Genomic DNA, 22,964 nt, shown 5'->3' on the forward strand with positions numbered 1-22,964 from the left:
TTCGTCCGCCGGCTACACAACCTTGCTGGTACCACCCAGCATCGTTCAAAAGCCTGTGGGCAACCTTATGACCATAGTCGAACACTCGATTTCGGTCTCAAGACTTAAGCTATGCTCAACAACGGAGACCAGAGGATGGGGCGAATGGATTCAGCCATGGCGGTAGCAACACCGTTCACGCAGGATGCGGATGATGTGGGTATCGTGTTGCTGGATGCCCAAGGGTCGTTGCTCATCATGGATGACTGCGCCAGCGGACTGCTGGGGCTGAGCGAGAGCGTCGCCGCGCTTATGCCCTCGCCTGCGTTGTTTTCGCTCAAGCCGCTGACGTTTGAACAGCACCTGACCCATGCGCGACTCAAGGGGAGCTGGTATTTCCAGATTACCTCGGCCAGCGGCGACACGCTGAAAGTGACCCTCGACTACAAAGCACAACAATCGACCTACTTGGTGAAAGTCCGCCGCGCCGAACTCGTCCACCTTGCCGAACAGGATTATCGCCTGGCGTTCGATTCTGCCGGCACAGGCCTGGCCTTATTGCGAATGAGCGGTGAATGGATCGCGGCCAATCGAATGCTGTGTCAGATACTTGGCTACACCGAAGAAGAACTTCGCGCCACGTCTTTCCAGCGTTTGACGCATCCGGACGACGCCGATATCAATAAGGATGAACTGCACAGGCTCATCCAGGGACAGCGCACAAGCCTGACCCTGGAAAAACGTTACATCCGCAAGGATGGCAGCACGCTGTGGGCACGTTTGACCCTGGGCATCGCCCGTAACGCTGATGCCGAAGCGCTTTACTTTGTATCGCAGCTGGAAGACATCAGTGAGCATCTTGCCTTGCGCAAGGCACTGTTCAATAACGAACAGAAGTACCTTTTACTGGCCAAAAACTCACAAAACATCATTCTTCGCTACAACCGGCTTGGACAACAGATCTATGCCAATCCCGAGCTTGAACGCACCCGAGGTTTTCCCAACACTCACATTACCGAACGCACCTCGACGCCCAATCCGCTCGATGAGTATTTTCGCACGCAGGTAGAACTCACGCTGTCAACCGGCGTAGCCAATACGTTCCTGCTGGAAAACAGGGGTTCGCACTCACGTCGCCCCGTGGATTTTTTATGCCACTTGACGCCAGAGCATGACGAAACAGGCGAGCTGTGCGGGGTGCTGGTCACAGCCCAGGATATCAGTGCGTTGCGCCGACAGGAGCGAGCCGAAAATGCGCGTTCCGCCATTTTTCAAAAAATGGTCACTCACGACACACTCCTGGAGGTGCTGCCACTGCTCGGCGCCTACCTGGATATTCTGACGCCCGAGTTTCACAACGCCATGGCCTTCAAGGCCGTGCCTGGCGACGAGCCCCTTCGCGCCTCCCCTACGGGCACGCTCTCGATTGCAACCTGTCTGGCCGAAGACCTTGATCGACACCCCGAGCGGTTCGAACACCATCACTTCATCGCTGATTTGAAAAGCGATGCTGCGGGCCTCGCATTCAGTCAGCCCGCCTTGCAGGCAGGTTATCGAGGTTGTTGGGTAGAACCGGTGGTCAATAAAACCGGTATCACGATGGGCGCCATTCTATTGTTCGTCGGAGGCGACACCCCACTGAGCGAGCAGGACCGCAAGCATGCACAAATGGCCAGTCATATCGGTGCCATCGCCTGGGAGCGCTGCTCGGCCCATAACCACCTGGCGCAAAGCGAACGCCGTTACCGCGAAGTCTTCGACCATTCGCAAGACATGCTTTGTCTGCTCGCCGTGGATGCCGACCAGCAACTCAGTTGTCTGGAGGCCAATCCAAAGCTGTGCGAAATGCTCGCCAGAAGTCATTCGGACCTGATCGGCCAATCGTTGGGCCAATGCCTGGAAAAAGAAGCCGCCAGTATCGTCGAGGCTATCTGTCTGCACTGCCTTGCCGTAGGTGCTCCCATCGAACTGGATGCACACCTGCCTTGCGGTCAGCACTCACTCGTCGTCCATTTCAATCTGGTGCCTGTCGCGGATTCGAATGGACGCTTGCATCGCCTGGTATGCATTGCTCGCAACATTACCGATATCCTGGAAGCTCAGCGCAACGAACTGGCCAGGCAGCAGGAAATTGGCACACTGGTTGAGAACTCTCCAGACGGCATCGCACGATTGAGTCGAACGGCAGAGCTGCTGTTCGTCAATCCGGCATTGGAAGCCTGGTTGGATCGCCCGCAAATCGATTTGCTGCACAAGGACCTGCTCGAGATCCTGCCGAAAAACCTGCAGAGCCAATTGTTCCATGCGGCCGTCATCGAAGCGGTGGAAAAAGGTCAGCCTCTGGAGCATGAATATGTGCTCACCGCGCAACATCGATTGCAGCGTGTCTATCACATCAGTCTCGTTCCCGAGCAAGACATCCAGGGAAAAATCGCCACCGTGCTGGCTGTCGTTCGCGATATATCGCAGCTGCGCCTGGCCGAACTGCGCCTGGCATCGCTCAACAAGCAACTGCGTCAATTGATGTCCAGTCGGGAAAGTGCACGGGAAGAGGAACGCAAGCTGATTGCGCAGGAGATCCACGATGAGCTCGGACAACATTTGACCGCCATACGCATGGGCACTTCGCTGCTGCGCTTCCAGTACGGCGAGCAACTGCCCCAGCTCAGCGAACAAGTGGCACGTCTGCTGCAACTGATCGACCAAACGGTGCAGGTGGTCAGGAACATTTCCACCAGCCTGCGTCCCTCGATCCTCAACATGGGTATCGCCGCGTCACTGGAATGGCTGAGCGATACGTTCAAGCAGCAACAAGGCATCGACTGCAACCTGCAGATTCACCCGCAGAAAATCCATTTGGACGATGCCAGCGCAACCGCTGCATTCAGGATCGCCCAGGAGTCGCTGACCAACATCGCCCGACACGCCGAAGCCACTTGGGTCGATATCACGTTTGAGCAAGCCGAGAACGGCTGGTCACTGGAGATCATTGACAACGGCAAAGGCTTCGAGCAACGCGAGCAATCGTCCAGGACCCTCGGCTTGCTGGGAATGCGCGAACGGGGCCTGACCCTGGGGGGAACCACCACCATCTCCAGCACCCCAGGCAGCGGCACCACTGTCCAATTACGTGTACCGGCTTCAAGGAGTCAAGACTCATGATCCGTTTAATGGTGGCCGACGATCACACGATCATGCGCGAAGGCCTCAAGCAATTGTTCGCACTGGTCAAGGATATTGCCGTGGTGGCGGAAGCGGAGAACGGCGCCCAGGTCTTGGAGTTGTTGCGCCATACCGAGATCGATGTGCTCCTGCTCGACATGACCATGCCCGGTTCGAGTGGCGAGGACCTGATCGGCCGTATCCACGCCCATTACCCCAAGCTGCCGATGCTCATCCTGAGCATGCACAATGAAGCCCACATTGCCCAGCGAGCCCTGCGCGCCGGCGCCTCAGGCTACATGACCAAGGACCGCGACCCGGAAGCGCTGCTGGCGGCGATCCGCAAGGTAAATACCGGCGCACGCTACCTCGACCCGCAACTGGCCGAACAGATCGCCCTGCAGAGCAGCGGTGTGACACCCGAGAACGCCTCGCAGAGCCTGACCTCCCGTGAATTCCAGATCCTGCGCATGCTGGCCCAAGGGCTGAGTGTCAACCAGATCGCCGAACAACTGGTGATCAGCAACAAGACCGTCAGCACCCACAAGACTCGGCTGATGGAGAAAATGTGCTTTGCCACCAGCACAGACCTGGTGCGCTATGCCTTGAATGAAGGGCTGGTCTGAAGACGGTGCGATTCAGGTTTGGTGCCCGCGAACGCCAAGGATGGCTGAGGCGATCTGCTCCAGGGGCAGCTCGCGCTCGACCGCGCCCAGCTTGAATGCCTCGCGCGGCATTCCATACACCACGCAAGACGCTTCGTCCTGACCCAGGGTTCTGGCGCCGGCATCGCGCATCTCCTTGAGGCCGCGAGCGCCATCATCCCCCATGCCCGTCATGATGATGCCCAAGGCATTGCTGCCGGCGCTGCGTGCGACCGAACGGAACAGTACATCCACCGAGGGTCGATGCCGGCTGACGGGAGGCCCCTGGACAATATCCACCTGGTACTGGGCACCACTGCGCTTGACCAGCATATGGTTTCCCCCCGGTGCGATCAGCGCGCGCCCGGGAATGATGCGATCGCCCTGTACCGCCTCGCGGACCTCGATCTCACAAACGTGATTGAGACGCTCGGCGAAGGCGGCGGTGAACTTCTCTGGCATGTGCTGCACCACAACAATGCCTGGACATACCCGCGACAATCCTTGGAGAACCTGTTCCAGGGCCTGGGTGCCCCCGGTGGAAGTGCCTATGGCCACGATGCTTTCAGTCGTGCGGGCCATGGCCATGGACGCAGGGGACAGGATTGCGTCGGCATTGAGCCGGGGCGGTACATCGACAGGCGCACGGGCGCCGACTACGCACCGCATGTTGGCCTTCGCCGCCGCCCTGACGGCCTGGACCAGTTCATCCGCACTTTCAGTCAGGAACTGCCGCAGGTTGGACTGTGGTTTGGTGACGATACTCACTGCACCGGCCGCCAATGCCTGCAAGGTGGTCTTGGCGCCCTTCTCTGTCAGCGTCGAGCAAATCACCACCGGCGTAGGCTTTTGCGCCATGAGTTTTTTCAGGAAGGTGATGCCGTCCATTCGTGGCATCTCGACGTCCAACACGATGACGTCAGGCCATTGTTTGTTCATCTTCTCCATGGCGTATACCGGATCGATGGCAACATCGATCACCTGGATCCCGCTGGCCTGGTTCAGAACCGCACTCAGCACCTGGCGCACCACGGCGGAATCATCAACGATCAAGACCTTGATATCCGTCATCAGACATTACTCTTGGGCGATTCGAATACTTTGCGTACCGAGTCGGCATGATTGAGCTGAAGGCGTCCGGTGCTCACATCGAACACCAAGTGGCGATACCCCCGGCCACCTACGTGATAGACCCGGCATTGCAACCCATGGTCCTGAATCAGGCCAATGGCGGCATTGACGTTCTGTTGGCCAATCCCGATGGCGTCACCGCGTTCCACCCCGGGAAACATGTCAGCCCCGCCAAAAAGGCTCATCTCGAACTGCTCGGGCCGAGCCCCCGCCTGATGAATGCACTCGAACAGCAGCAACAACGCATCCGTGGCGTAACGACCATTCAGGTGTCCCGCGCCGTGGCCTCCCCGGCGAGGCAACATGAAATGACACATGCCGCCCAACAAGCGTTGCGGATGCCAGAACACCAGGGCAACACAGGATCCCAGCACAGTGCATAAGCGCATCTGGCGCCCTCCGAACGCCACCTCGCCGGGCTGCAGGAAATATTCGACCACCCGGGCCATCTCAAGCATCCGGTTTGCGATAGATCGAGGGCTTGACCACCTGCAATTCATCGCTGATGCCGTTCAGGCTTTCCGAATGGCTCACGATGAAATAGCCACCCGGCCTCAGGTGTTTGCTCAAGCGCTTCACCACCTCGGACTTGGTCTGGTTATCGAAATAGATCATCACGTTGCGCAGGAAGATCACGTCGAACTGCCCCACCGAAGGCAGCGCATTGTTCAAGTTGATCGAAGTGAAGGTAATCCGTGACGCCAACGCGCGGTCGACCATGAAAATGCCATTGTTGCAGCCCACGCCCCTCAAGCAGTACTTGTTCAACAGCGCCTCGGGAATACCGCGGATACCATCCAGCGGGTAGCGTCCGCCCTCGGCTTTTTCCAGCACCCGGCTACTGATATCGGAAGCGAGGATCTCCCATGGCCGGGTGCCCAGGCTGTCGGCCAGTACCATGGCCAGGGTGTAGGGTTCCTCTCCCGTGGAGCAGGCACCACTCCAGATACGCACCGGGCCATTGCCACGAAGGCCGGGAAGAATCACGTCGCGCAGAAACTCGAAATGCTTGGGTTCGCGGAAAAAGTAGGTTTCGTTGGTGGTCAGCAAGTCCACCGCCATTTGCAACTCGGCCCGGTCCTTCATCAGCAAACGGTAATAGCTGCCGTAGGTGGTCAAGTTGAAAAACTGTAAGCGCTTGGCCAAGCGGCCACTGACCAGCTGCTTCTTGGCAACGGATAAGCTGATCCCGGCAATTTCGTGAATCATTGACCGAAACTGCTGGAACTCGTTGTCGGAGAGGACGGCATTCATACGTTCAACCCGCCTTCGTTGATGTTCGAAGCAAGGAGTGCCGACCAGTCATTGCGACTGAGCAGGTGTGCGATGTCCAGCAACAGGACAAAACGATCGCTGAGCTTGCCAACCCCCACCACGAATTCAGGGCTAAGGCGCCCCTGGAGTGCCGGTGCCGGTTCGATCTGCTCGGCCGGTATTTCCAGCACCTCGCTGACGGCGTCCACGATGATGCCTACCAGGCCGGTGCCACCGCCGCCGTCGACTTCCAGCATGACGATGCAGGTGCGTGGATTTTCCAACGTCTGGACGCCGCCAAAACACAGCCCCAGATCCAGCACCGGAATGGCCGCACCGCGCAGGTTGGTGATGCCGCGAACCTTCGGCGGCGCCATCGGCAACGGGGTTATCGGGCCGTACTCGACAATCTCCCGGATACACTGGGTACCTACCGCAAACATCTCCTGACCCACGCTGAAGGTCAGGTACTGGGGGGCTGCCGTCCCTGGGGCCGGCGAACGCGACGCGGATATGGACATGGTTCACTCCTCGGGACCCACCGCAGGCGGCGGCCCCCTCTCAAGACAACGTATGCACGCCTGGGCGCGACGACTCAATGCAACTGGCTGGCGATCTCATTGACACACAGCACCTGGTCGAGCTGAAGCACAGTCAGGAACGCCCCTCGCACCTTGACCATCCCTCGAATGAAGTCTTCACGGATCCGGTTTCCGATCGCTGGCGCGGCCTTGATGTCGACCAGCTCGATTTCGATCACCTCGCTCACCGAGTCGACAACGATGCCCAGCACGTGGGGTTCGCCTTCCTGGACCAGTTCCAGGACAACGATGCAGGTCCTGTTGCCTTGCTGCGTGGCGCCCTTGCCAAAGCGCGCCTGCAGATCGATCACCGGGACCACCGCACCGCGGAGGTTGATCACCCCGCGGATAAAGTCCGGCATCATCGGTACGCTGGTCACCTGGCCGTATTCGATGATTTCACGCACACACAAGGTGTCGATTGCATAAACCTCCCTGGCGGACACGAACGTCAGAAACTGCAGGAATTCGCTGTCGCACGAACTCTGCGGCGCATACTCGAAATGGCTCAAGACTGCAGCGTCCATGTCTCAACTCCCGAAGCGAATGAAACCGCCTTCCTGGGCATGCTCACTGCTTTGCACGCCGCCCAGACTGGAAGCAGCGGCCCGAGGCACGGCAGACATCGCCACCCGACCCTGCAGGGTGAAAAAGCCCATCAACTCCTGCAACTGTTCGGCCTGGCTGCTCATTTCCTCGGCGGTGGCGGCCAGCTCTTCGGAAGCCGAGGCGTTCTGTTGAGTGATCTGACTCATCTGCGACATGGCGGTATTGATCTGCTCGGAGCCGATGGACTGCTCTTCAGACGCCGCGGCGATCTCCTGGACCAAGTCGGAAGTCTTGGTGATCGAGGGCACGATTTCATCCAGCAAGTTGCCGGCCCGTTCAGCCAGGGCGACACTGTTTTTGGCCACTTGGCCGATTTCCTGCGCCGCGATCTGGCTACGTTCGGCAAGTTTGCGCACCTCAGCGGCGACGACCGCGAAGCCCTTGCCGTGTTCGCCGGCACGGGCCGCTTCAATGGCCGCGTTGAGCGCCAGCAGATTCGTCTGATAGGCGATCGAATCGACGATCCCTATCTTCTCCGCGATGGTTTTCATGGCCGAGACGGTGTCCCTGACAGCCTGTCCACCCTCGCTCGCTTCCTTGCTCGCCTTGCCGGCCATGCCATCGGTCACCTTGGCGTTCTCGGTGTTCTGCGAGATCGATGCCGACATCTGCTCCATCGACGCCGACGTTTCTTCAACCGACGCCGCCTGTACCGAAGCCGACTGGCTGATGCTTTGGGCCGTGGCGGAAATCTCTTCCGAGGCGCTGGAGAGCGAATCGGCGGAACTGCGAACTTCGCCGATGATCTGCGAGAGTTTGCTCACCGTTTCGTTGACCGCGTTCTTCAGGTCTTGCAGGGTGCCCTGGTAATGACCTTTGACGCTGCGGGTCAGGTCACCACTGGACAGGGCCACCATGACCTCCATCGCCTCGCTGAGCGGCGCGACAATCGAGTCCAGCGTGCTATTGATCCCCGACACGATGCGGCGGAAATCCCCTTGATGGCGAGTACTGTCCGCACGGGTATCGAGCCGGCCGACCACAGCATTCTCGCTGAGCATCTGGGTGTCTTCGATCAACGCCTGGATGTTGCGGCGCAGTTGCTCGATGTTGTCGTTGATAAAGGCTTTTTTGCCGGGGAACTGCGCCAGGGGCGCCGACAGGTCGCCTTCACCGAAAGAACGTATGCAAGCCATGGCCTGTTTTTTCACGCTGATGTGGCCATCGACCATGTCGTTGATGCCTTGGGCGATCTGACGGTACGAGCCTTGGAATCGCTGTACGTCGATATGCACATCGATGTCGCCTTTCTCATGCGCGTCCGACATGTGGCGCATCTCTTCGATCAACGCCACGATGGTGCTGCGAAGATGCTCGATGGTGACGTTTATGAAAGCCTTCTTGCCGGGGAACGCCTGGAGGGGCGCCTGCAGATCGCCCTCACTGATCGATTTGATGCAGGCCATGGCTTGCTTCTTGACGTTGATATGCCCGGCGACCATGTCGTTGATGCCTTGTGCCATCAGCCCATAGCTGCCAGCAAAGCCTGCCGCATTGATTTGCACGTCGATGTCGCCTTTGTCGTGCTCTGCGGACATGTGATTCATTTCGTTGATCAACTGATTCAAGGTTTCGCTCAGACGATCCATGGATCCCATCAGTCCGGTGCGCTCAAGTCCATTGCGGCTACCCTGCATATCCAGTTGACCAGCCACGAACCGCTCGGCCAGCAGGCGCAGATCGTCGGGCTCGCCGCCCAAGGTATGCAGCAGCCGGCGTACCAGGAAGAAACCGATCAAGCCGATGACCAGCAAAGTGGCGCCGCCAACCAAGGCAATGCTGTAGATCGCCGTCTGTTCGGTGGACGCCGCGATCGCCGCCTTTTTACTTCCCAGGTCCAGGTTGTACTGGCGGATATCATTCAAGGCGGAAGTGACCTTTTCACGCGTCACCTCCAGCTCGAGCAGCAGACCACGGGCTTCAGGGGCTGCACTCCTGAGGGCATTGTCGAAACGTTCCACGCCCCGGTTGTATTCGTTGACTGTACTGCGCAAGGCGCTGAGCAGCGTTGCATCACGATCGTCGGAGACGAACTCTTTCTGGTAGCGATCGAGTGCCTGGAGAACCGACTCCTTGTCACTTTGCTGGGAATTACCGGCAGGTCCGGACAGGCTCTGCCATTGTCGGCTGTGGTTATCGGCCAGCGCCAAGGCCACTTGATCCAGCAACTGCAGACTGGGCACGGTATTGACTTGCGCATAGCTGGCGGTGCTCCTGACCCCACCCATCAGATAAAGACTGAGACTGACCAGGACCAGGATGCCCAACAGAGCAGAGGCGACCAGCAGCGAGATATTTTTTTTGACGGTCATGATGCTGTACTCCAGGGAAAACTATTGAGTCAATTCAGGGCTGAGGGTCGTACCGTGCTTCTGTTGGCTGACGACTTGCCCGAGTAGTTTGGGAATATCCAGGATCAACGCGACTGCTCCGTTCCCCAGGATGGTGAAGCCGCCCAGTCCATGGGCTGTACCGAAAATCTTGCCCAGCGGCTTGATCACCGTCTGGAACTCCCCCAGCAATTGATCGACGACCAGGCCCACCCGCATCCCCGCGTAATGCACCACCACGATGTTTTCACGGCCATGGTTAGGCTCATCGATGGCGAACATCTCGCGCAGGCGCAGGACCGGAAGAACCGAGCCCCGCAGGTCGAGGAATTCTTGATTGCCGTAGTCGTCGGCCGAGAGTTCGATGCACTCCTCGACCAGGTCCAGAGGCACGACATAAGAGGCATTGCCGACCCCGATCAGAAAACCATCGATGATGGCCAGGGTCAGCGGCAGGCGGATACGCACCGTGGTGCCCACGCCCTCTTCGCTTTCCAGGTTGACCGAGCCGCGCAGGGCCAGGATGTTCCGTTTGACGACATCCATCCCCACGCCGCGCCCGGACAGGTTGCTGACCTGATCGGCCGTGGAAAAGCCGGGTTCGAAAATCAGGTTGAGAATGTCGCCGTCGGCCAACTGCTGCCCTTCGGCAACCAGGCCGCGCTCCATCGCCTTGGCCAGGATGCGTTGCTTGTTCAGGCCACCACCGTCGTCACTGACTTCAATGACGATGCTGTTAGCCTCGTGATAAGCATTGAGGCGAACCGTGCCCTGCTCCGGCTTGCCACGGTCACGGCGCAGCTGGGAAGGTTCGATGCCGTGGTCCATGGCGTTTCGCACCAGGTGGGTCAGGGGATCGCCGATGCGCTCGACCACCGTCTTGTCCAGCTCGGTCTCGGCGCCAAGTACTTGCAAGACGATGTCCTTGCCCAGTTCCTTGGAGACATCGCGCACCACCCGCTGGAACCGGTTGAATGTGCCGCCAATCTGTACCATTCGCAGGGTCAGGGCACAGTCGCGCACCTCCTCGACAAGACGCGAGAGAGAACTCGTCGTTTCAATCAACTCGCCGATGCCGCTTTGAATGGCTCCCAGGTTGGCGCCAGCACCGGCGATGATCAGCTCACCCACCAGGTTGATCAATTGATCCAGTTTGCCGGCGTCGACCCGAATCAGATTACCTTCGGCCGGACGGGCCTCTTTTGCCACCCGGCTCTTGGTCACGTCATCGCGCATCGCCTGGTCTGGCACCACGGGGGCAACCGCAACGGTCGTCGACTCGTCAGGAGACGAACCGGCCAGCCAATCCTCACGGGTCACGGAACCACAGGCGATGAAGGCCTCTACCATGGCGTCAGGCTCAGCATCGAGACGGCCGATCAACGCCCGGAAACCTGTCAGGTCACCGTTGCACGGCAACACGCAGATCTGGCTGCCCTCGCGAACGAAGTCGAACGCCCCTTCAATGGTGGCTTGGCCGGCATCACTGACAAAACCCAGTTCAAAGCCCAGGTAACAGGCCTCCGGATCCATCGTCGCGATATCCGGCATACCATCGGTGATGCACACGACGGCACCGATTTGGCCGAAACTGTTGAGGTAGCGCAGCAACGACAGCGGATCCATACCGTTACGCAGGACGTCCGGACACAGGCGAAGGGACAGATGCCAACGCGCGGCACAAGCCGATTGCGGCGGCTCGATCGGTGCCTGGGACGGCTCCGGTTCGTGACGGTTTTCCAGGTAACGGTTGAGACGTTCGACCAATGCCGCGCCCTGCCGCTCATGCACTGCGGTCATGCCTTGCAAGTCACCGTGGCTGGCAAGCAATTCAATCAGCGTGCACAGGTGGTCCCGCACTTCCAGGAACAAGGCACTCAGCGACTCGTCCACCCGCAGTTCATGTCCACGGACCCGATCCAATACGCTTTCCGCCACGTGGGTAAAGGCTACGATCGGCGTGAAGCCGAACAGGCCGGCGGAACCTTTGATGGTATGGGCGACGCGAAACAACGCGTTGATGGTGTCCATATCGTCCGGCGCCTGTTCGATCTGCAACAGCGCGTCTTCCATCAGAAGCAAGAGCTCCTGGCTTTCGGCAATGAACGTCTGTAGCACGTCGTCCAGATTCATGGGCGAGCTCATGGTTTCAACCCCTCTGCTGACGAGGCGTGGCCGACTCGTCGAAAAAGCTGTGCAGCCCGCTCATATCCAGTGCATCGAGCACCGCTGTGCTGGGATTGCTCAGCAGCAGACTGGAGCCGTGACGCAGTGATTCCTGCTTGATCAGCACCAGCAACTGGAGCCCGGCGGTGTCCATTTCGTCCACGCCCCCCAGGTCCATTTCGACCTCCTGAGCCAAGGGGAACAGCTCCAGCAACAGGTCTTTGCGTTCAGCGGCGGTGTAAATGGTCATCGGCCCTTCAAGAACCAGGATCCGACGCAGACAAGCCGTGGTGTTTGTCATGACAACCTCCTTCCCAGGGACTCTGGGCAGCGCTACGGCATGATCAGTTTGGAGACGGCACCCAGCATCTGAGCCGGCTGGAAGGGCTTGATCATCCATGCCTTGGCACCGACGGCCTGTCCCTGTTGTTTCATGGCCTCACCGGTTTCGGTGGTCAGCATGATCACGGGTGTAAACTTGTAGGCCGGCAGTTGTTTGGCGGCCTTGATGAAGCTGAAGCCATCCATGTTCGGCATGTTCACGTCACTGACGATCAGATGGATCTTGCGTCCGTCGAGCTTGGTGAGGGCGTCGCGGCCGTCGACACCTTCGATGACCTCGTATCCGGCGCCCTTCAAGGTGATGCTCACCACTTGGCGAATGGAAGCAGAGTCATCGACAATCAGGATGGTTTTGCTCATGGGGAAACTCCCTAGAAAAAAGTGATCTCGGATGAAGAGCTGCTCACCACAGGCTTACCGTGATGGATCGCGTGTTGTTCAGGCATCGTGTAGGTGCTTGCCAGTTGTTCGAGCCAGGTATCAGCGTCGATCGGGGCAGGCGTATCGCCCGTGAGGGCCAGTTGCTGGCGTTCGACGATATGCGCATGCAGCTTGCGAAGATCGTTGTTGACCAGGGAAAGCATCTGGTCGACCCGATCCTGGAACTGCAGGGCAACCAGCGCCCCCGCTATCTGCGTGGCAACGTTTTCGCCTGGACCATGGGAAACAGAAGCACCGATATCCCCCGACAGCGTCGCGAAGCGGTTGCTCAGCTTGAGGACCGATTCCTCGCTGAGGATGCGCGCCGCATCGATCTGGTGGCTCCAGATCGGCAATACCTGCGCGCACACCTCGCCCAGCCCTTCATCGGGTGAAACGGCCAGCGGGAGGTGACCTGACTGATCGTCTTGCTGGGCGTGCAAACGGGTACTCGCCAAACGCTTGTTCCACATGCCCATGAACAGCGAGCCCAGCAAGACAAAAGCGCAACTGACCGCACTGCGCAGGGTGAAGTCCGCGCTGATCAGAATCGCGGCGCAACCGAGCACTCCCGTCAGACCCGCGGGCAGCATCAGCAAGATCAGGGGGCTGGAAATTACCTGTCCTTTCACCTTCATCTCTCCAGTTCAATGCGGATCCGGCGGGATCCTGCGCAAGACATCCACCCTTGGGATGCCCGGTTTTGATGGCCTGAAGAGATGATGGCCAAGTAATGGCGGCGGAACTATCGGAGCATCCTGATTTACAGCTAAGGATTGCGGCTGAGTCGTAGGAGAATTCCTACGCGCCGCTGACGGAACTCCGGAGCGCAAAAAAAACCAGCGACAAGCGCTGGTAAGAAAAGCCAGGCTCGCACCGCATTACCCAAAACGCGCCTCGCGGCCTTGCACCTTGCCGGCCCAGAGCGCTTCAAGGTTCTTGAAACCCCAGGTTTTCTCCGACTCGAAGCTGACAATACTGTCCTGCCCGCAGGCCAGATCAACGCTTTCGGGCGGCAGCGGTGTGCGACTCGACGCCGAGAAGAAAACCTTCACCATGGGCGTGAGCAAACATTCGGTGTGCTGTTCCGTGACGACCGCCAACCTGCCGCTTTGCAGGCGCACCAAAGCGCCCACCGGATAGATACCAATGCATTTGACGAAGGCGTGAAACACTTTCTGATCGAAATGCCCAGTCCATCCGGCCATTTTTCGAATGGACTCGGCGGGGCACCAGCGATCTCGATAAGGTCGGTCGGACGTCACGGCGTCATACACGTCACAGACGGCTGCCATGCGCGCGAACAGGCTGATTTGGGTTCCACATAACTTATGGGGATAACCACTGCCGTCCACCTTCTCATGGTGATGCAGACAAACGTCCAGCACCCGGGCCGTGAAATGGCTGCTGTCGGCCAGCATCCTGACTCCCGCCTCAGGGTGGGTGCGCATCGTCGTATATTCGCTGTCATTCAAAGCTAATGGTTTAGCCAGGATGGCCGCGGGTATCGTCATCTTGCCCACGTCATGCAGCAAGCCAGCCAACCCGGCTTCTTCCACCAATTGCGGTGGTAGATCCAGTTGACGAGCCAAACCAATCATCAACCCACAGACCGCAACGGAATGCATGTAGGTATATTCATCGGCGTTCTTGAGACGCACCAGACTGAGCAGTGCGTCGGGATGACGTAACAGCGAGTCGGATATTTCACCCACCATGTCCGTGATGCGATCGAGCTGAACGATCCGTCCCATTCGCAAATCGCCGAACATCTCCATGACCGCAGCCTTGGAACTTGAGCAAAGCTTGAGCGCCCTCGACAACTCGTCACTCATGAGCACCCGGGGATGGGGGCCGGCGTCTTGGACGCAAGATCGGCTCGACGCACAAGGGGGTTGCTGTTCACCATGATCCGCCTGCACAAGGCTTTCATCAGGCGCAGAGGCTGGCACATCCGCCCCTTTTGAAAGGTCGATCCATGCACCAGCGATGCCCGAAACAAGGATTTTTTCCAGCACCTCTTCATTCTGGATCAGGAAGCTCTTGTTCCAGAACGGACGGTCAACAAAGGAGCCAGATAGCTCCTTGACGTACATTCCTACGCAAAGATCGGTCACACCGACATGTTTCAGCACGATGCAGATCCCCTTTCTGTCCGCAATCGTCTTCCCTGAATTATCCGAATGCAATCCAAGCGCGGTATGTCTTGGATTAGATCTCAGGATGCCACCCCGGCCCTTGAATAATAGCCATGCGCCATTAAGCATAAAATCAGAGCAGTCCTATTTATGCTTAGGAATTTTGGATGATGGCGTAGGAATTTCCCTACAGGCTGCCGGGGTCTAATGAAACCGAACACCCCTTTAAACGAGAATGCTCGCCAGATCGAGGCGCTGCGTCGTCGCATGCCTGACGTTGAACGGCTTCGCTTGCATAGTCGTGTCAGTGAGCTGCTCACGCAAAGCCGCAGCGCTGCGGGCAGTCGCAGCATCCTCTCGCTGATGCGTGAAGAAGGAGGGTAACTCGGTCGATTCAAGTGCGCAGCTTGATGCGTAGGATTCGTGAGGAGTCAGAGTGCATCGCGTATTTTGGCAGTTCGGAAATGGACAGTCACACCTGCTTTCAGCTCAGTGGCGAACACCTCACGCAAGTCATGGCCAAACTCTGCGGAGTCGACCTCAGCGCCGAAGCTTTCGGCCCGGGTGCGGTGGCACAAACCTCGGCGGCGCGAATCAATGTGATAGTGATCAATTCCAGCACCGCTCAACTACCGAGTTTGCGCATCCTCTGTGATCGGGCATCGAAGACCTATTTTCATGGGGCCTTGCTCGATGCAATACAGGAATTTTCCGGGCTGGCAACGGAGGGGACAACACTCTGACGCTGGCAGAAACAGGGCGAGCCAGCAGCAGGTCAGGCTTGTTTGGATCGATGAGATTTGAACGGCTTCCAGCAAGGCGGTACCGCCCAACTACGGTCTACCCAGCCCCGGATTTATAGACGAATAAACCGTGGTTGGCGGTGGTTTCGAGTGGAATTCACCATTTGTCCCGTCCGTGTAAACCTCGCTCAGGATGGGACAAACAAACAAAAAAGACCCGAAGGTCCCAATGTCAGCCAGTTAAGCCCCAATCGCGAGCGAGCTTTGCTCCCACAGGTTTGTGTCGTTTGATCCATAACTGACTGGCATTACCCGAAGGTCCTTTTTTCCTTTTAAAGGCGGATCGTTAACGCAGATCAACAAGAGCTTCTTACGCCAGCCCTATCATCTCTCAGCGCCAATCTTCGCTGAGACCTGAGAGGCAGGGATGAACAACGTAACCGGCAAGTGGCTTGAACGAGGAGCTCTGGGAAGCCTGGTTGTCCTGGGCATTTTGGGTGCTTGGTACATGTTCAAACCCGCCCCTATAGACCCTGATTTCGCCAGCGGTAATGGGCGGATTGAAGCCACCGAAGTGGATGTAGCGAGCAAGCTGGCCGGACGCATCGATGCCATTCTGGTCGCTGAAGGTGAACAGGTCCGCTCAGGGCAGGTGCTGGCGCGCATGGATACCCAGGCGTTGCGGGCCGAAATTCTCCAGGCCCAGGCCCAGTTGCAGCGGGCCCGTACCGCGAAATTAACGGCGAACGCAACGGAATCGCCCCGGAACAACGGCGCATGATCATGGGCGATCCGGTCAAGGTGCTCGCCAGCTACGCCGGGGCCCATGACATCGATGTCATCGTCATGGGCCGCGTGCGTTATGGCGGCCTGGACAAGCTGATCGGCAGCACCGTTGAGAATCTCCTGTACAAGATGCCTTGTAGCTTGTGGGTGATTGCACCGCAGCAGTTTGACTGAGGATGAAGTTCATGACCGATAGCCTTTAGAACAACCGCTCCGAGTTCCAGGCAACACGGCTGATGAACCGGCCGAGCAATATGCGTGCACAGCAACAGCCTATCTTCGCCGATGCCCTGGCCTGGCACATGCTGTCCGCCGAGCAGGCGCTCGAATGGCTGGGAGTGATCGTGTCTGAATGGCCTTCAGCGGCACCCCTAGCGACGTGTGGACAAGCTTGCCGCTTCCTTGAGCAGGCAAGGCGACGGCGGCTTACGCGTCACAAACATTTCGGCCTGACGCTCCAGCGCCTTCTGGTCCTGGCGCCCCTGCAGCCCCTCATACATCGAGGAGGCCACAGGGGCAAAGTTTTCCGCCAACGCCTCAAATACGCCGATGCATCGATGAAACGAGACTCGCATCTGGCGCCCGACCCATTGAATCTTGGCGGGCTCAGGTATGAGGCGGCTGTATTTGTCCAGTGAGCCACTGCAGGGCTAGACTGGCGCCAGCCCCCAGTCGTCACGCCGGTCAGTCAATGCCTCTTCTTCCGCCAGATACCGCCGAACAGACAGCGCTGACCCTCGAAGTGGTGCTGCGTTACCACATGGCGTGGAAACACCGCGACTTGGAGGCGATTCTCGCGATTTATCACCCGCAAGTGCAGTACAACGATTTTTTCCAGAACCGCAGCATGGGCCTGACCGAGTTGCGCGCTTACATCACCAGCACGCTGCCGCGTCATCCCGACGAGTATCTTGAACACAACGACCGCATCCGTGCAGATGGCTGTACCGCATTCATCCAGTACCAGACAGCGCTGAAAGGCAGTGGCGAGCGGGTGGTTTTTCGCACCAGCGAAGCCATCACGGTATGTGATGGCCTGATCCTTCGTATAAACGAATATGCCTCACTGGTGCGCGACAGCGAGCCCCAGACTGGGCGCCACGCCCCCGCCATCAGTAAACTGGGGCTCTCGGCGCGTCAACTGACGTTCATGGCGCGAGACTTGGCCGACTATTTTACGCGCCAGCAGCCCTTCCTCGACCCGGATCTGGACCTTGCACGGATTGCCAGCGCCACCGGGTACAGTCGCAATCAGCTGTCTTACCTGCTGAATCAAGTACTGGGACAAAGTTTCTATCGCTACGTGACCCAAGCCCGGTTGGCCTACCTGCTTGAGCGCCTGCCCAATCACGGTGAAAACGCGCCCATCGATGCCCTTGCGGCGAGTGCCGGATTCAATTCCACCTCGGCGTTCTACAAGGCCTTCCGAAGTCATACCGGCTGCACGCCCAAGGCGTGGTTGAAAGCCAATTGCGCGCGTGCCCGCAGATAACACAGCCCCCGTCGCAGCGCATTAATCTCTGTCGGCAATCAACCGATGGAGCATGGGATGTCTGGCTGGGGTGGTGTGAGTTTGTGGATGGAGCAACTCGGCGAGGCGCTGATACCGCGCCCGGCGTTGTATCAGGATCTGCAAGCAGACGTTGTGATTATCGGCGCCGGTTACAGTGGCCTCTGGACGGCCTATTACCTTAAACAGCAAGCACCGCACCTGCACATCGTCATCGTTGAAGCACAGATTGCCGGCTTCGGCGCCTCCGGTCGCAACGGCGGCTGGTTGATGGGCAACCTGCTGGGCGAAGACCGGCTCCTGGGCCCCTTGCCTGCCGCGCAACGTCACGCGGGCTACCAACTGCTGCATGCAATTCCCGACGAGGTGGCGCGAGTGTGCCACCTCGAAGGCATCGATTGCGAACTGCGCAAAGGCGGCGTGCTGTACTGCGCGGCGCGTTATCCCGAGCAAGAACGGCGCCTGCGCGAACAACTCGATGCTGTCCGTGCGCAAGGCCTGGGTGAAGACGACTACCGCTGGTTGAGTCCCCAGGCCTTGCGCGAACAGTTGAATGTGACCCAGGCATACGGCGCCCTGTATTCACCTCACTGCGCGACCATCCAGCCTGCACGGTTGGTACGGGGGCTGGCCGAAGCCGTCGAACGGATGGGTGTACGCATTTACGAGCAAAGCCCGGTGCTCGACTGGAAGCCAGGCCAGGTCCGAACCGAGCACGGTCGGGTGAGCGCCGATTGGGTGGTGCCGGCGGTCGAAGGTTATGCCAGCACCCTGCCCCCGCTGAACAAACATCAACTGGCCGCGCAAAGCCTGATCGTCGCGACTGAGCCACTCCCGGCCGATGTATGGGCCGAAATCGGCCTGACACGCGGCCAGGCTTTCAGTGAAAACAGCCGACAAGTCACCTACGGTCAGCGCAGCCGAGACGATCGCCTGGTGTTTGGCGCCCGCGGTGGATATCGCTTTGGCGGTCGCCTGCGCAGTGACTTCAACCTCACTCAGGCCGAACGAGCATTGCGGCAACACCTGTTGAGTGAACTCTTTCCGATCCTGCGCAATGTGCGCCTGACCCATGCCTGGGGCGGCAATCTGGGGGTTGCCCGGTCCTTTCACCCGCACATGCTCGCCGACCGTCGCCAGCGCATCGCACTGGCGGGTGGCTACGGAGGTGAAGGTGTAGGCGCCAGCAATCTGGGCGGCCGAACCGTGGCGGCGTTGATTCTTGGCCAGGATAACGAACTGACTCGCCAGCCCTGGGTGCTGGATGATCGTCCCCTGGCCTCGTTGCCACGATGGGAGCCCGAGCCTCTGCGCTGGCTGGGTTACAACGCCATTATCCAAAGCTTCGTTCACGAGGATCAGATATTGGCCAACCTCCATGCGCCACGCTGGCGTCGCCGGATGGCTGAAGGCCTGGCCGGTTGCATGGAACGTCTGATGAAGTCCAAGGAGCCGTTTGCATGAAGATCGATCATTTTCGCGACACCGCCCGTTTGCCGCTCGGTGAGCCTGGCGCTGTGGGTGTACCGCTGGGCGAGCCGCTTTCACAGGTTGCCACGGCATGCGTCGAACGCGACGACGGCGTCGAGGCCGGCGTGTGGGAATGCACCCCCGGCCGCTGGCGGCGCCAGATCGTGCAACAGGAGTTCTGCCATTTCATTCAGGGGCGTTGCACCTTCACCCCGGACGGTGGCGAGCCCCTTCATATCCAGGCCGGCGACGCGTTGATGTTCCCTGCGAACACGACGGGAATCTGGGATGTACAAGAAACCGTTCGCAAGAGCTACGTACTGATTTTCTGAACTGCCTTCATCCATAACGCCTAGAACAAAGGTTGAGGTCTCGCATGTTGAAGTCGATCTTTCCGTTACTGTTGATCGCGTCTACCGCTCAGGCAGCAGACACCGTCAGGATCTACAACTGGAGCAGCTACATCGCTCCAGATACCCTGCAAAACTTTACCACCCAGACCGGGCACCAGACTCAATATGACCTGTACGACAGCAACGAGGTGCTCGACGCCAAACTGATGGCCGGCCACTCAGGGTATGACGTGGTGTTTCCGTCCAACCACTTCATGGCCCGGCAGATCACGGCCGGCGCACTCAAACCGCTGGACCGCGGCAAACTCCCGAACTGGCACAACCTCAACCCGACGCTGATGAAGGTTCTGGAGGCCAATGACCCTGGTAACCGCTACGGCTTTCCCTACCTGTGGGGCAGCACCGGCATCGGCTACAACGTGGCCAAGGTCAAGGCAGTCCTGGGTGATGTACCGATAGACTCCTGGGACATCGTGTTCAAGCCGGAAAACATGAAGAAACTCGCCCGATGCGGCGTGGCTATGCTCGACAATGGTCCCGAGATCCTCCCCATCGCCTTGAACTACCTTGGCCTGCCGCATCACAGCAAGGACAAGGCCGATTACGAGAAGGCCCAGGCCCTGCTACTCGCTGTGCGCCCCTATGTGAGTTACTTCCACAATTCCAAGTACACCAGCGACCTTGCAACGGGTGATGTCTGTCTGGTCGTGGGATTTTCCGGCGACGTGATGCAAGCCGCAGCGCGAGCTAATGAGGCCGGGAACGGCCAGCAGATCGCCTACGCCATCCCCAAGGAAGGCTCACCGATGTGGTTCGACATGGTCGCCATGCCCGCCGATGCACCAAATGAAAGCGCCGGTTACGAATTTCTCAACTACCTGCTGGACCCCAAGGTGATGGCTGGCATCAGCAATCATGTGCACTATGCCAACGGCAACACCGCCGCCGAGGGGCTGGTCGACAAGGCCATCCGCAACGACCCGATGGTGTACCCGCCTGACAGCGTGATGAAAAAACTCTTTGTACTGGAGGCAATGCCATTGGAGAACGACCGGCTGCGCACGCGGGTCTGGAGCCGGATAAAAAGCGGGCAATGAAAGCTGTCGCCGATGAAGCAGGCACCCGGATCGTCGGCGACATCTCAGGTCCATGTCATCGCCTGTCGGACGGACGTGAACGCACCTTCTAAACCCCGTACTTCGGATTGCCAGCCGCCATGCGCTCCAGTGGCTGGCGTATTCCAGCAGCCACACCAGTCCCTCTTTGAAATACAGATCCACTGCATCCGTTGATGTGTCAGCACGCTCCAGCTGTGCATGATTCAATGTAGGAGACAGGAACAGCGGATCGTGTCCCAGGAAGTAGTGTAACTCATCATGGTTCTAGCCATTGGGCTTGCCGTTTAGTTGATCACGGCCGACAGCTTGGCCTGTGGATTATCGCTGACCGCCTCGAAGGCTTCCAAGCATGTAGCGTCGTTGCAGGCACCACTCGTCGTTCTGCTCCAGCAGCATCGCCCCCACCAGCCGCGTTATGGCCGGATCGTTTGGAAAAATCCCCACGACATCGGTGCGGCGTTTGATCTCGGCGTTGAGCCTCTCAAGCGGGTTGGTGCTGTGCAACTGCTGCCGGTGCGCCTTGGGAAACGCCATGTGCGCCAGCACTTCATCCTCGCAGCCGTCCATGAGGGCCGCGATCTTGGGGTATTTCTCGCGCAACTGATCAGCGACCAAACGCCATTGTTGATGGCACTCGACACGGCTGTCCTGAGCGAAGACCGTGCGCAGCAGAGCCGCCACCATGGTGCGCTGACCTTTGCCAACATGGGCCATGGCGTTGCGCATGAAGTGGACGCGGCAGCGCTGCCAGGTCGCATGGAAGACCTTGGAAACAGCTGCCTTCAGGCCTTCGTGGGCATCGGAGATGACCAGCTTCACGCCGCGCAACCCGCGCCTCATGAGACTGCGCAGAAAGTCCGTCCAGAACGGTTCAGCTTCGGAAGGGCCGTAACGACCTTGAATCACTTGGTCTAGCGCGTAGGCCAACAGTGGTGGTGCCGAGCCACCCGAACCGGCCGGTCAATGTTTGTATTCATCCTTCGAGTACGTTCGCATAAGGATTTCCCTACCGGTCTCTAGTTATTCCTACGCCAGAATCGGGAATAGTCTGATGGTTGCAACACCATCATTTTGACATCATTAATCCAGAGCTAGCGGACTGCCGACTCGTCGTCGGCCACTGGCTTTGATGGGGACAAGGACCGTGAGTGCCCCGCCCTTAAGCCCCTGTTTCCGGTGATTTTTGCCGCTGTACTTGGGTGAGTTTCGGTTGACCGCAGCAATAAATTTCAGTGTTCTAGCGGTGATAGCGGGGAGGAGTCAGCGTTATGCTCTCGAAAATACAAAACAAACAAAGCATTGTGATACCCAATGGCTTAGAAACTCTCGAACACCTCAAAGGGCACCGTACAGAGCCTCCGATTATAATTATAGCGACTATCGACCACTCTAAAGGTAGGCGCAGAGGTCTTAAGAAAAAAACTAACAGCTTTATTTCAAAACCTTTCATTCCTCTCGAAGTAATACCAAACGTCCGAGAGCATTTGAAATCAGCGTGGACAGCGAGAAAAATACGCAAAACTAATGAAGAGCTTGCGCGCAAGATAGAGCAATACACGATGCAACTAGAGTCCGGCTATAACGCAATTATTAGCACTTTATACCGAGCGGCATGCTATCGAGATGACGACACAGGCAACCATATTCGTCGTATTGGAGATTCTGCCGGATTATTGGCACGAGCTATCGGAATGTCTTCGAGTTGGTGTGAAATGATTCGAATAGCTGCTCCCATGCATGATGTCGGTAAAATTGGTATCGAAGATGCCATCCTGCACAAAGCAAGCGCATTGACAACTGCCGAACGGGAGAAAATGCAGGAACACTCTCGAATCGGTTATGAAATCCTAAGCGACCCAAATGGTTCCGCCGTTACAGAGTTAGCAGCTGAGATTGCGCTAAGGCATCACGAACGCTGGGATGGCATGGGTTATCCAGATGGACTTCAAGGAGAGAATATTCCGCTGTCGGCAAGAATCGTCACGATCTGTGATGTCTATGACGCTCTCCGGATGGCTCGACCTTACAAGCAAGCATGGAGCGTGGAACAGTCCAGAAATTACCTCATCGAACAATCTGGCAGGCATTTTGATTCATTATTGGTAAAGGCATTTTGCAACCTAATTGTCGAGATCGAAAAATTACGCAACTGAGATAATGAGCCACATAATCGCTCAGAGCCCTAGGCATTCAAAAATATATAAAAATGTTTAAGACAAGTATCTGGA

At 58.2% G+C, this 22,964-nt stretch carries 19 protein-coding genes and 3 pseudogenes; 10 read left to right on the forward strand and 12 right to left on the reverse strand.

Annotation, left to right across the window (positions count from 1 at the left end):
* Positions 1-156: 156 nt before the first annotated feature.
* Positions 157-3,141, forward strand: a complete 2,985-nt coding sequence (locus BM321_RS11000; protein ID WP_256573415.1) for a sensor histidine kinase — start codon at positions 157-159, stop codon at positions 3,139-3,141.
* Positions 3,138-3,767 carry a response regulator gene (locus tag BM321_RS11005; RefSeq protein ID WP_092442527.1) on the forward strand — a complete coding sequence of 210 codons (630 nt, stop codon included), beginning with the start codon at positions 3,138-3,140 and terminating at the stop codon, positions 3,765-3,767. Before BM321_RS11000 ends, BM321_RS11005 begins: the two co-directional genes overlap by 4 nt.
* Before the next feature lie 12 nt (positions 3,768-3,779).
* Here the strand turns inward: BM321_RS11005 and BM321_RS11010 are convergent, their stop codons facing one another.
* The 11 genes from BM321_RS11010 to BM321_RS11060 all read right to left on the reverse strand — a co-directional run bounded on the left by BM321_RS11010 (position 3,780) and on the right by BM321_RS11060 (position 14,753).
* Positions 3,780-4,856, reverse strand: a complete 1,077-nt coding sequence (locus BM321_RS11010) for a protein-glutamate methylesterase/protein-glutamine glutaminase (protein ID WP_092442528.1) — start codon at positions 4,854-4,856, stop codon at positions 3,780-3,782.
* The gene (locus BM321_RS11015; RefSeq protein WP_256573416.1) at positions 4,856-5,365 is read right to left on the reverse strand and encodes a chemotaxis protein CheD; all 510 of its coding nucleotides are present in this window, start codon (positions 5,363-5,365) and stop codon (positions 4,856-4,858) included. The genes BM321_RS11010 and BM321_RS11015 overlap by 1 nt, the downstream gene beginning before the upstream one ends.
* Position 5,366: 1 nt before the next feature.
* A complete protein-coding gene (locus BM321_RS11020; RefSeq protein ID WP_092442529.1) occupies positions 5,367-6,170 on the reverse strand; it encodes a CheR family methyltransferase in 804 nt (267 codons plus the stop codon).
* Complete coding sequence (locus tag BM321_RS11025) at positions 6,167-6,691, reverse strand: chemotaxis protein CheW (protein WP_092442530.1); 525 nt, start codon at positions 6,689-6,691, stop codon at positions 6,167-6,169. Before BM321_RS11025 ends, BM321_RS11020 begins: the two co-directional genes overlap by 4 nt.
* Before the next feature lie 74 nt (positions 6,692-6,765).
* Positions 6,766-7,278, reverse strand: coding sequence for a chemotaxis protein CheW (locus BM321_RS11030; RefSeq protein WP_092442531.1), 513 nt, complete (start codon positions 7,276-7,278; stop codon positions 6,766-6,768).
* 3 nt (positions 7,279-7,281) lie between these two features.
* On the reverse strand, positions 7,282-8,958 hold the full coding sequence (locus BM321_RS11035; protein WP_371856620.1) for a methyl-accepting chemotaxis protein: 1,677 nt from the start codon (positions 8,956-8,958) through the stop codon (positions 7,282-7,284).
* A gap of 735 nt (positions 8,959-9,693) precedes the next feature.
* Positions 9,694-11,823 (reverse strand): chemotaxis protein CheA, encoded by a 2,130-nt coding sequence (locus tag BM321_RS11040; protein WP_092442533.1) that lies wholly within the window; start codon positions 11,821-11,823, stop codon positions 9,694-9,696.
* Positions 11,824-11,839: 16 nt separating this feature from the next.
* Positions 11,840-12,157: an STAS domain-containing protein gene (locus BM321_RS11045; protein WP_092442534.1), complete on the reverse strand. Its 318-nt coding sequence runs from the start codon at positions 12,155-12,157 to the stop codon at positions 11,840-11,842.
* Positions 12,158-12,189: 32 nt separating this feature from the next.
* Complete coding sequence (locus tag BM321_RS11050; protein WP_092442535.1) at positions 12,190-12,558, reverse strand: response regulator; 369 nt, start codon at positions 12,556-12,558, stop codon at positions 12,190-12,192.
* Between the two features lie 11 nt (positions 12,559-12,569).
* Positions 12,570-13,250 carry a hypothetical protein gene (locus BM321_RS11055; protein ID WP_256573417.1) on the reverse strand — a complete coding sequence of 227 codons (681 nt, stop codon included), beginning with the start codon at positions 13,248-13,250 and terminating at the stop codon, positions 12,570-12,572.
* Between the two features lie 249 nt (positions 13,251-13,499).
* The gene (locus BM321_RS11060) at positions 13,500-14,753 is read right to left on the reverse strand and encodes a cyclic di-GMP phosphodiesterase (RefSeq protein WP_092442558.1); all 1,254 of its coding nucleotides are present in this window, start codon (positions 14,751-14,753) and stop codon (positions 13,500-13,502) included.
* Positions 14,754-15,223: 470 nt separating this feature from the next.
* Here BM321_RS11060 and BM321_RS11065 point away from each other — a divergent pair.
* The 7 genes and pseudogenes from BM321_RS11065 to BM321_RS11100 all read left to right on the forward strand — a co-directional run.
* A pseudogene (locus tag BM321_RS11065) lies at positions 15,224-15,499 on the forward strand (sarcosine oxidase); the annotation flags it as partial.
* 508 nt (positions 15,500-16,007) lie between these two features.
* Complete coding sequence (locus BM321_RS11070; RefSeq protein WP_256573420.1) at positions 16,008-16,280, forward strand: HlyD family secretion protein; 273 nt, start codon at positions 16,008-16,010, stop codon at positions 16,278-16,280.
* Positions 16,244-16,459: pseudogene (locus tag BM321_RS11075) on the forward strand (universal stress protein); the annotation flags it as partial. The gene BM321_RS11070 and the pseudogene BM321_RS11075, both read left to right, overlap by 37 nt.
* Positions 16,460-16,976: 517 nt before the next feature.
* Complete coding sequence (locus tag BM321_RS11085; RefSeq protein WP_092442538.1) at positions 16,977-17,777, forward strand: helix-turn-helix domain-containing protein; 801 nt, start codon at positions 16,977-16,979, stop codon at positions 17,775-17,777.
* A 57-nt stretch (positions 17,778-17,834) separates the two neighbouring features.
* On the forward strand, positions 17,835-19,259 hold the full coding sequence (locus BM321_RS11090) for an NAD(P)/FAD-dependent oxidoreductase (protein ID WP_092442539.1): 1,425 nt from the start codon (positions 17,835-17,837) through the stop codon (positions 19,257-19,259).
* The gene (locus BM321_RS11095; RefSeq protein WP_072405124.1) at positions 19,256-19,597 is read left to right on the forward strand and encodes a cupin domain-containing protein; all 342 of its coding nucleotides are present in this window, start codon (positions 19,256-19,258) and stop codon (positions 19,595-19,597) included. The genes BM321_RS11090 and BM321_RS11095 overlap by 4 nt, the downstream gene beginning before the upstream one ends.
* Before the next feature lie 44 nt (positions 19,598-19,641).
* Positions 19,642-20,715, forward strand: coding sequence for a polyamine ABC transporter substrate-binding protein (locus tag BM321_RS11100; RefSeq protein WP_092442540.1), 1,074 nt, complete (start codon positions 19,642-19,644; stop codon positions 20,713-20,715).
* A gap of 305 nt (positions 20,716-21,020) precedes the next feature.
* Here BM321_RS11100 and BM321_RS11105 read toward each other — a convergent pair.
* Positions 21,021-21,624, reverse strand: a pseudogene (locus BM321_RS11105) (IS256 family transposase); the annotation flags it as partial.
* 380 nt (positions 21,625-22,004) lie between these two features.
* Between BM321_RS11105 and BM321_RS11110 the strand changes: the two are divergent.
* Positions 22,005-22,889 carry an HD-GYP domain-containing protein gene (locus tag BM321_RS11110; RefSeq protein WP_092442541.1) on the forward strand — a complete coding sequence of 295 codons (885 nt, stop codon included), beginning with the start codon at positions 22,005-22,007 and terminating at the stop codon, positions 22,887-22,889.
* Positions 22,890-22,964: the final 75 nt, after the last annotated feature.

This window comes from Pseudomonas sp. NFIX10 (genome assembly GCF_900111955.1).
Classification (GTDB): domain Bacteria; phylum Pseudomonadota; class Gammaproteobacteria; order Pseudomonadales; family Pseudomonadaceae; genus Aquipseudomonas; species Aquipseudomonas fluorescens_AA.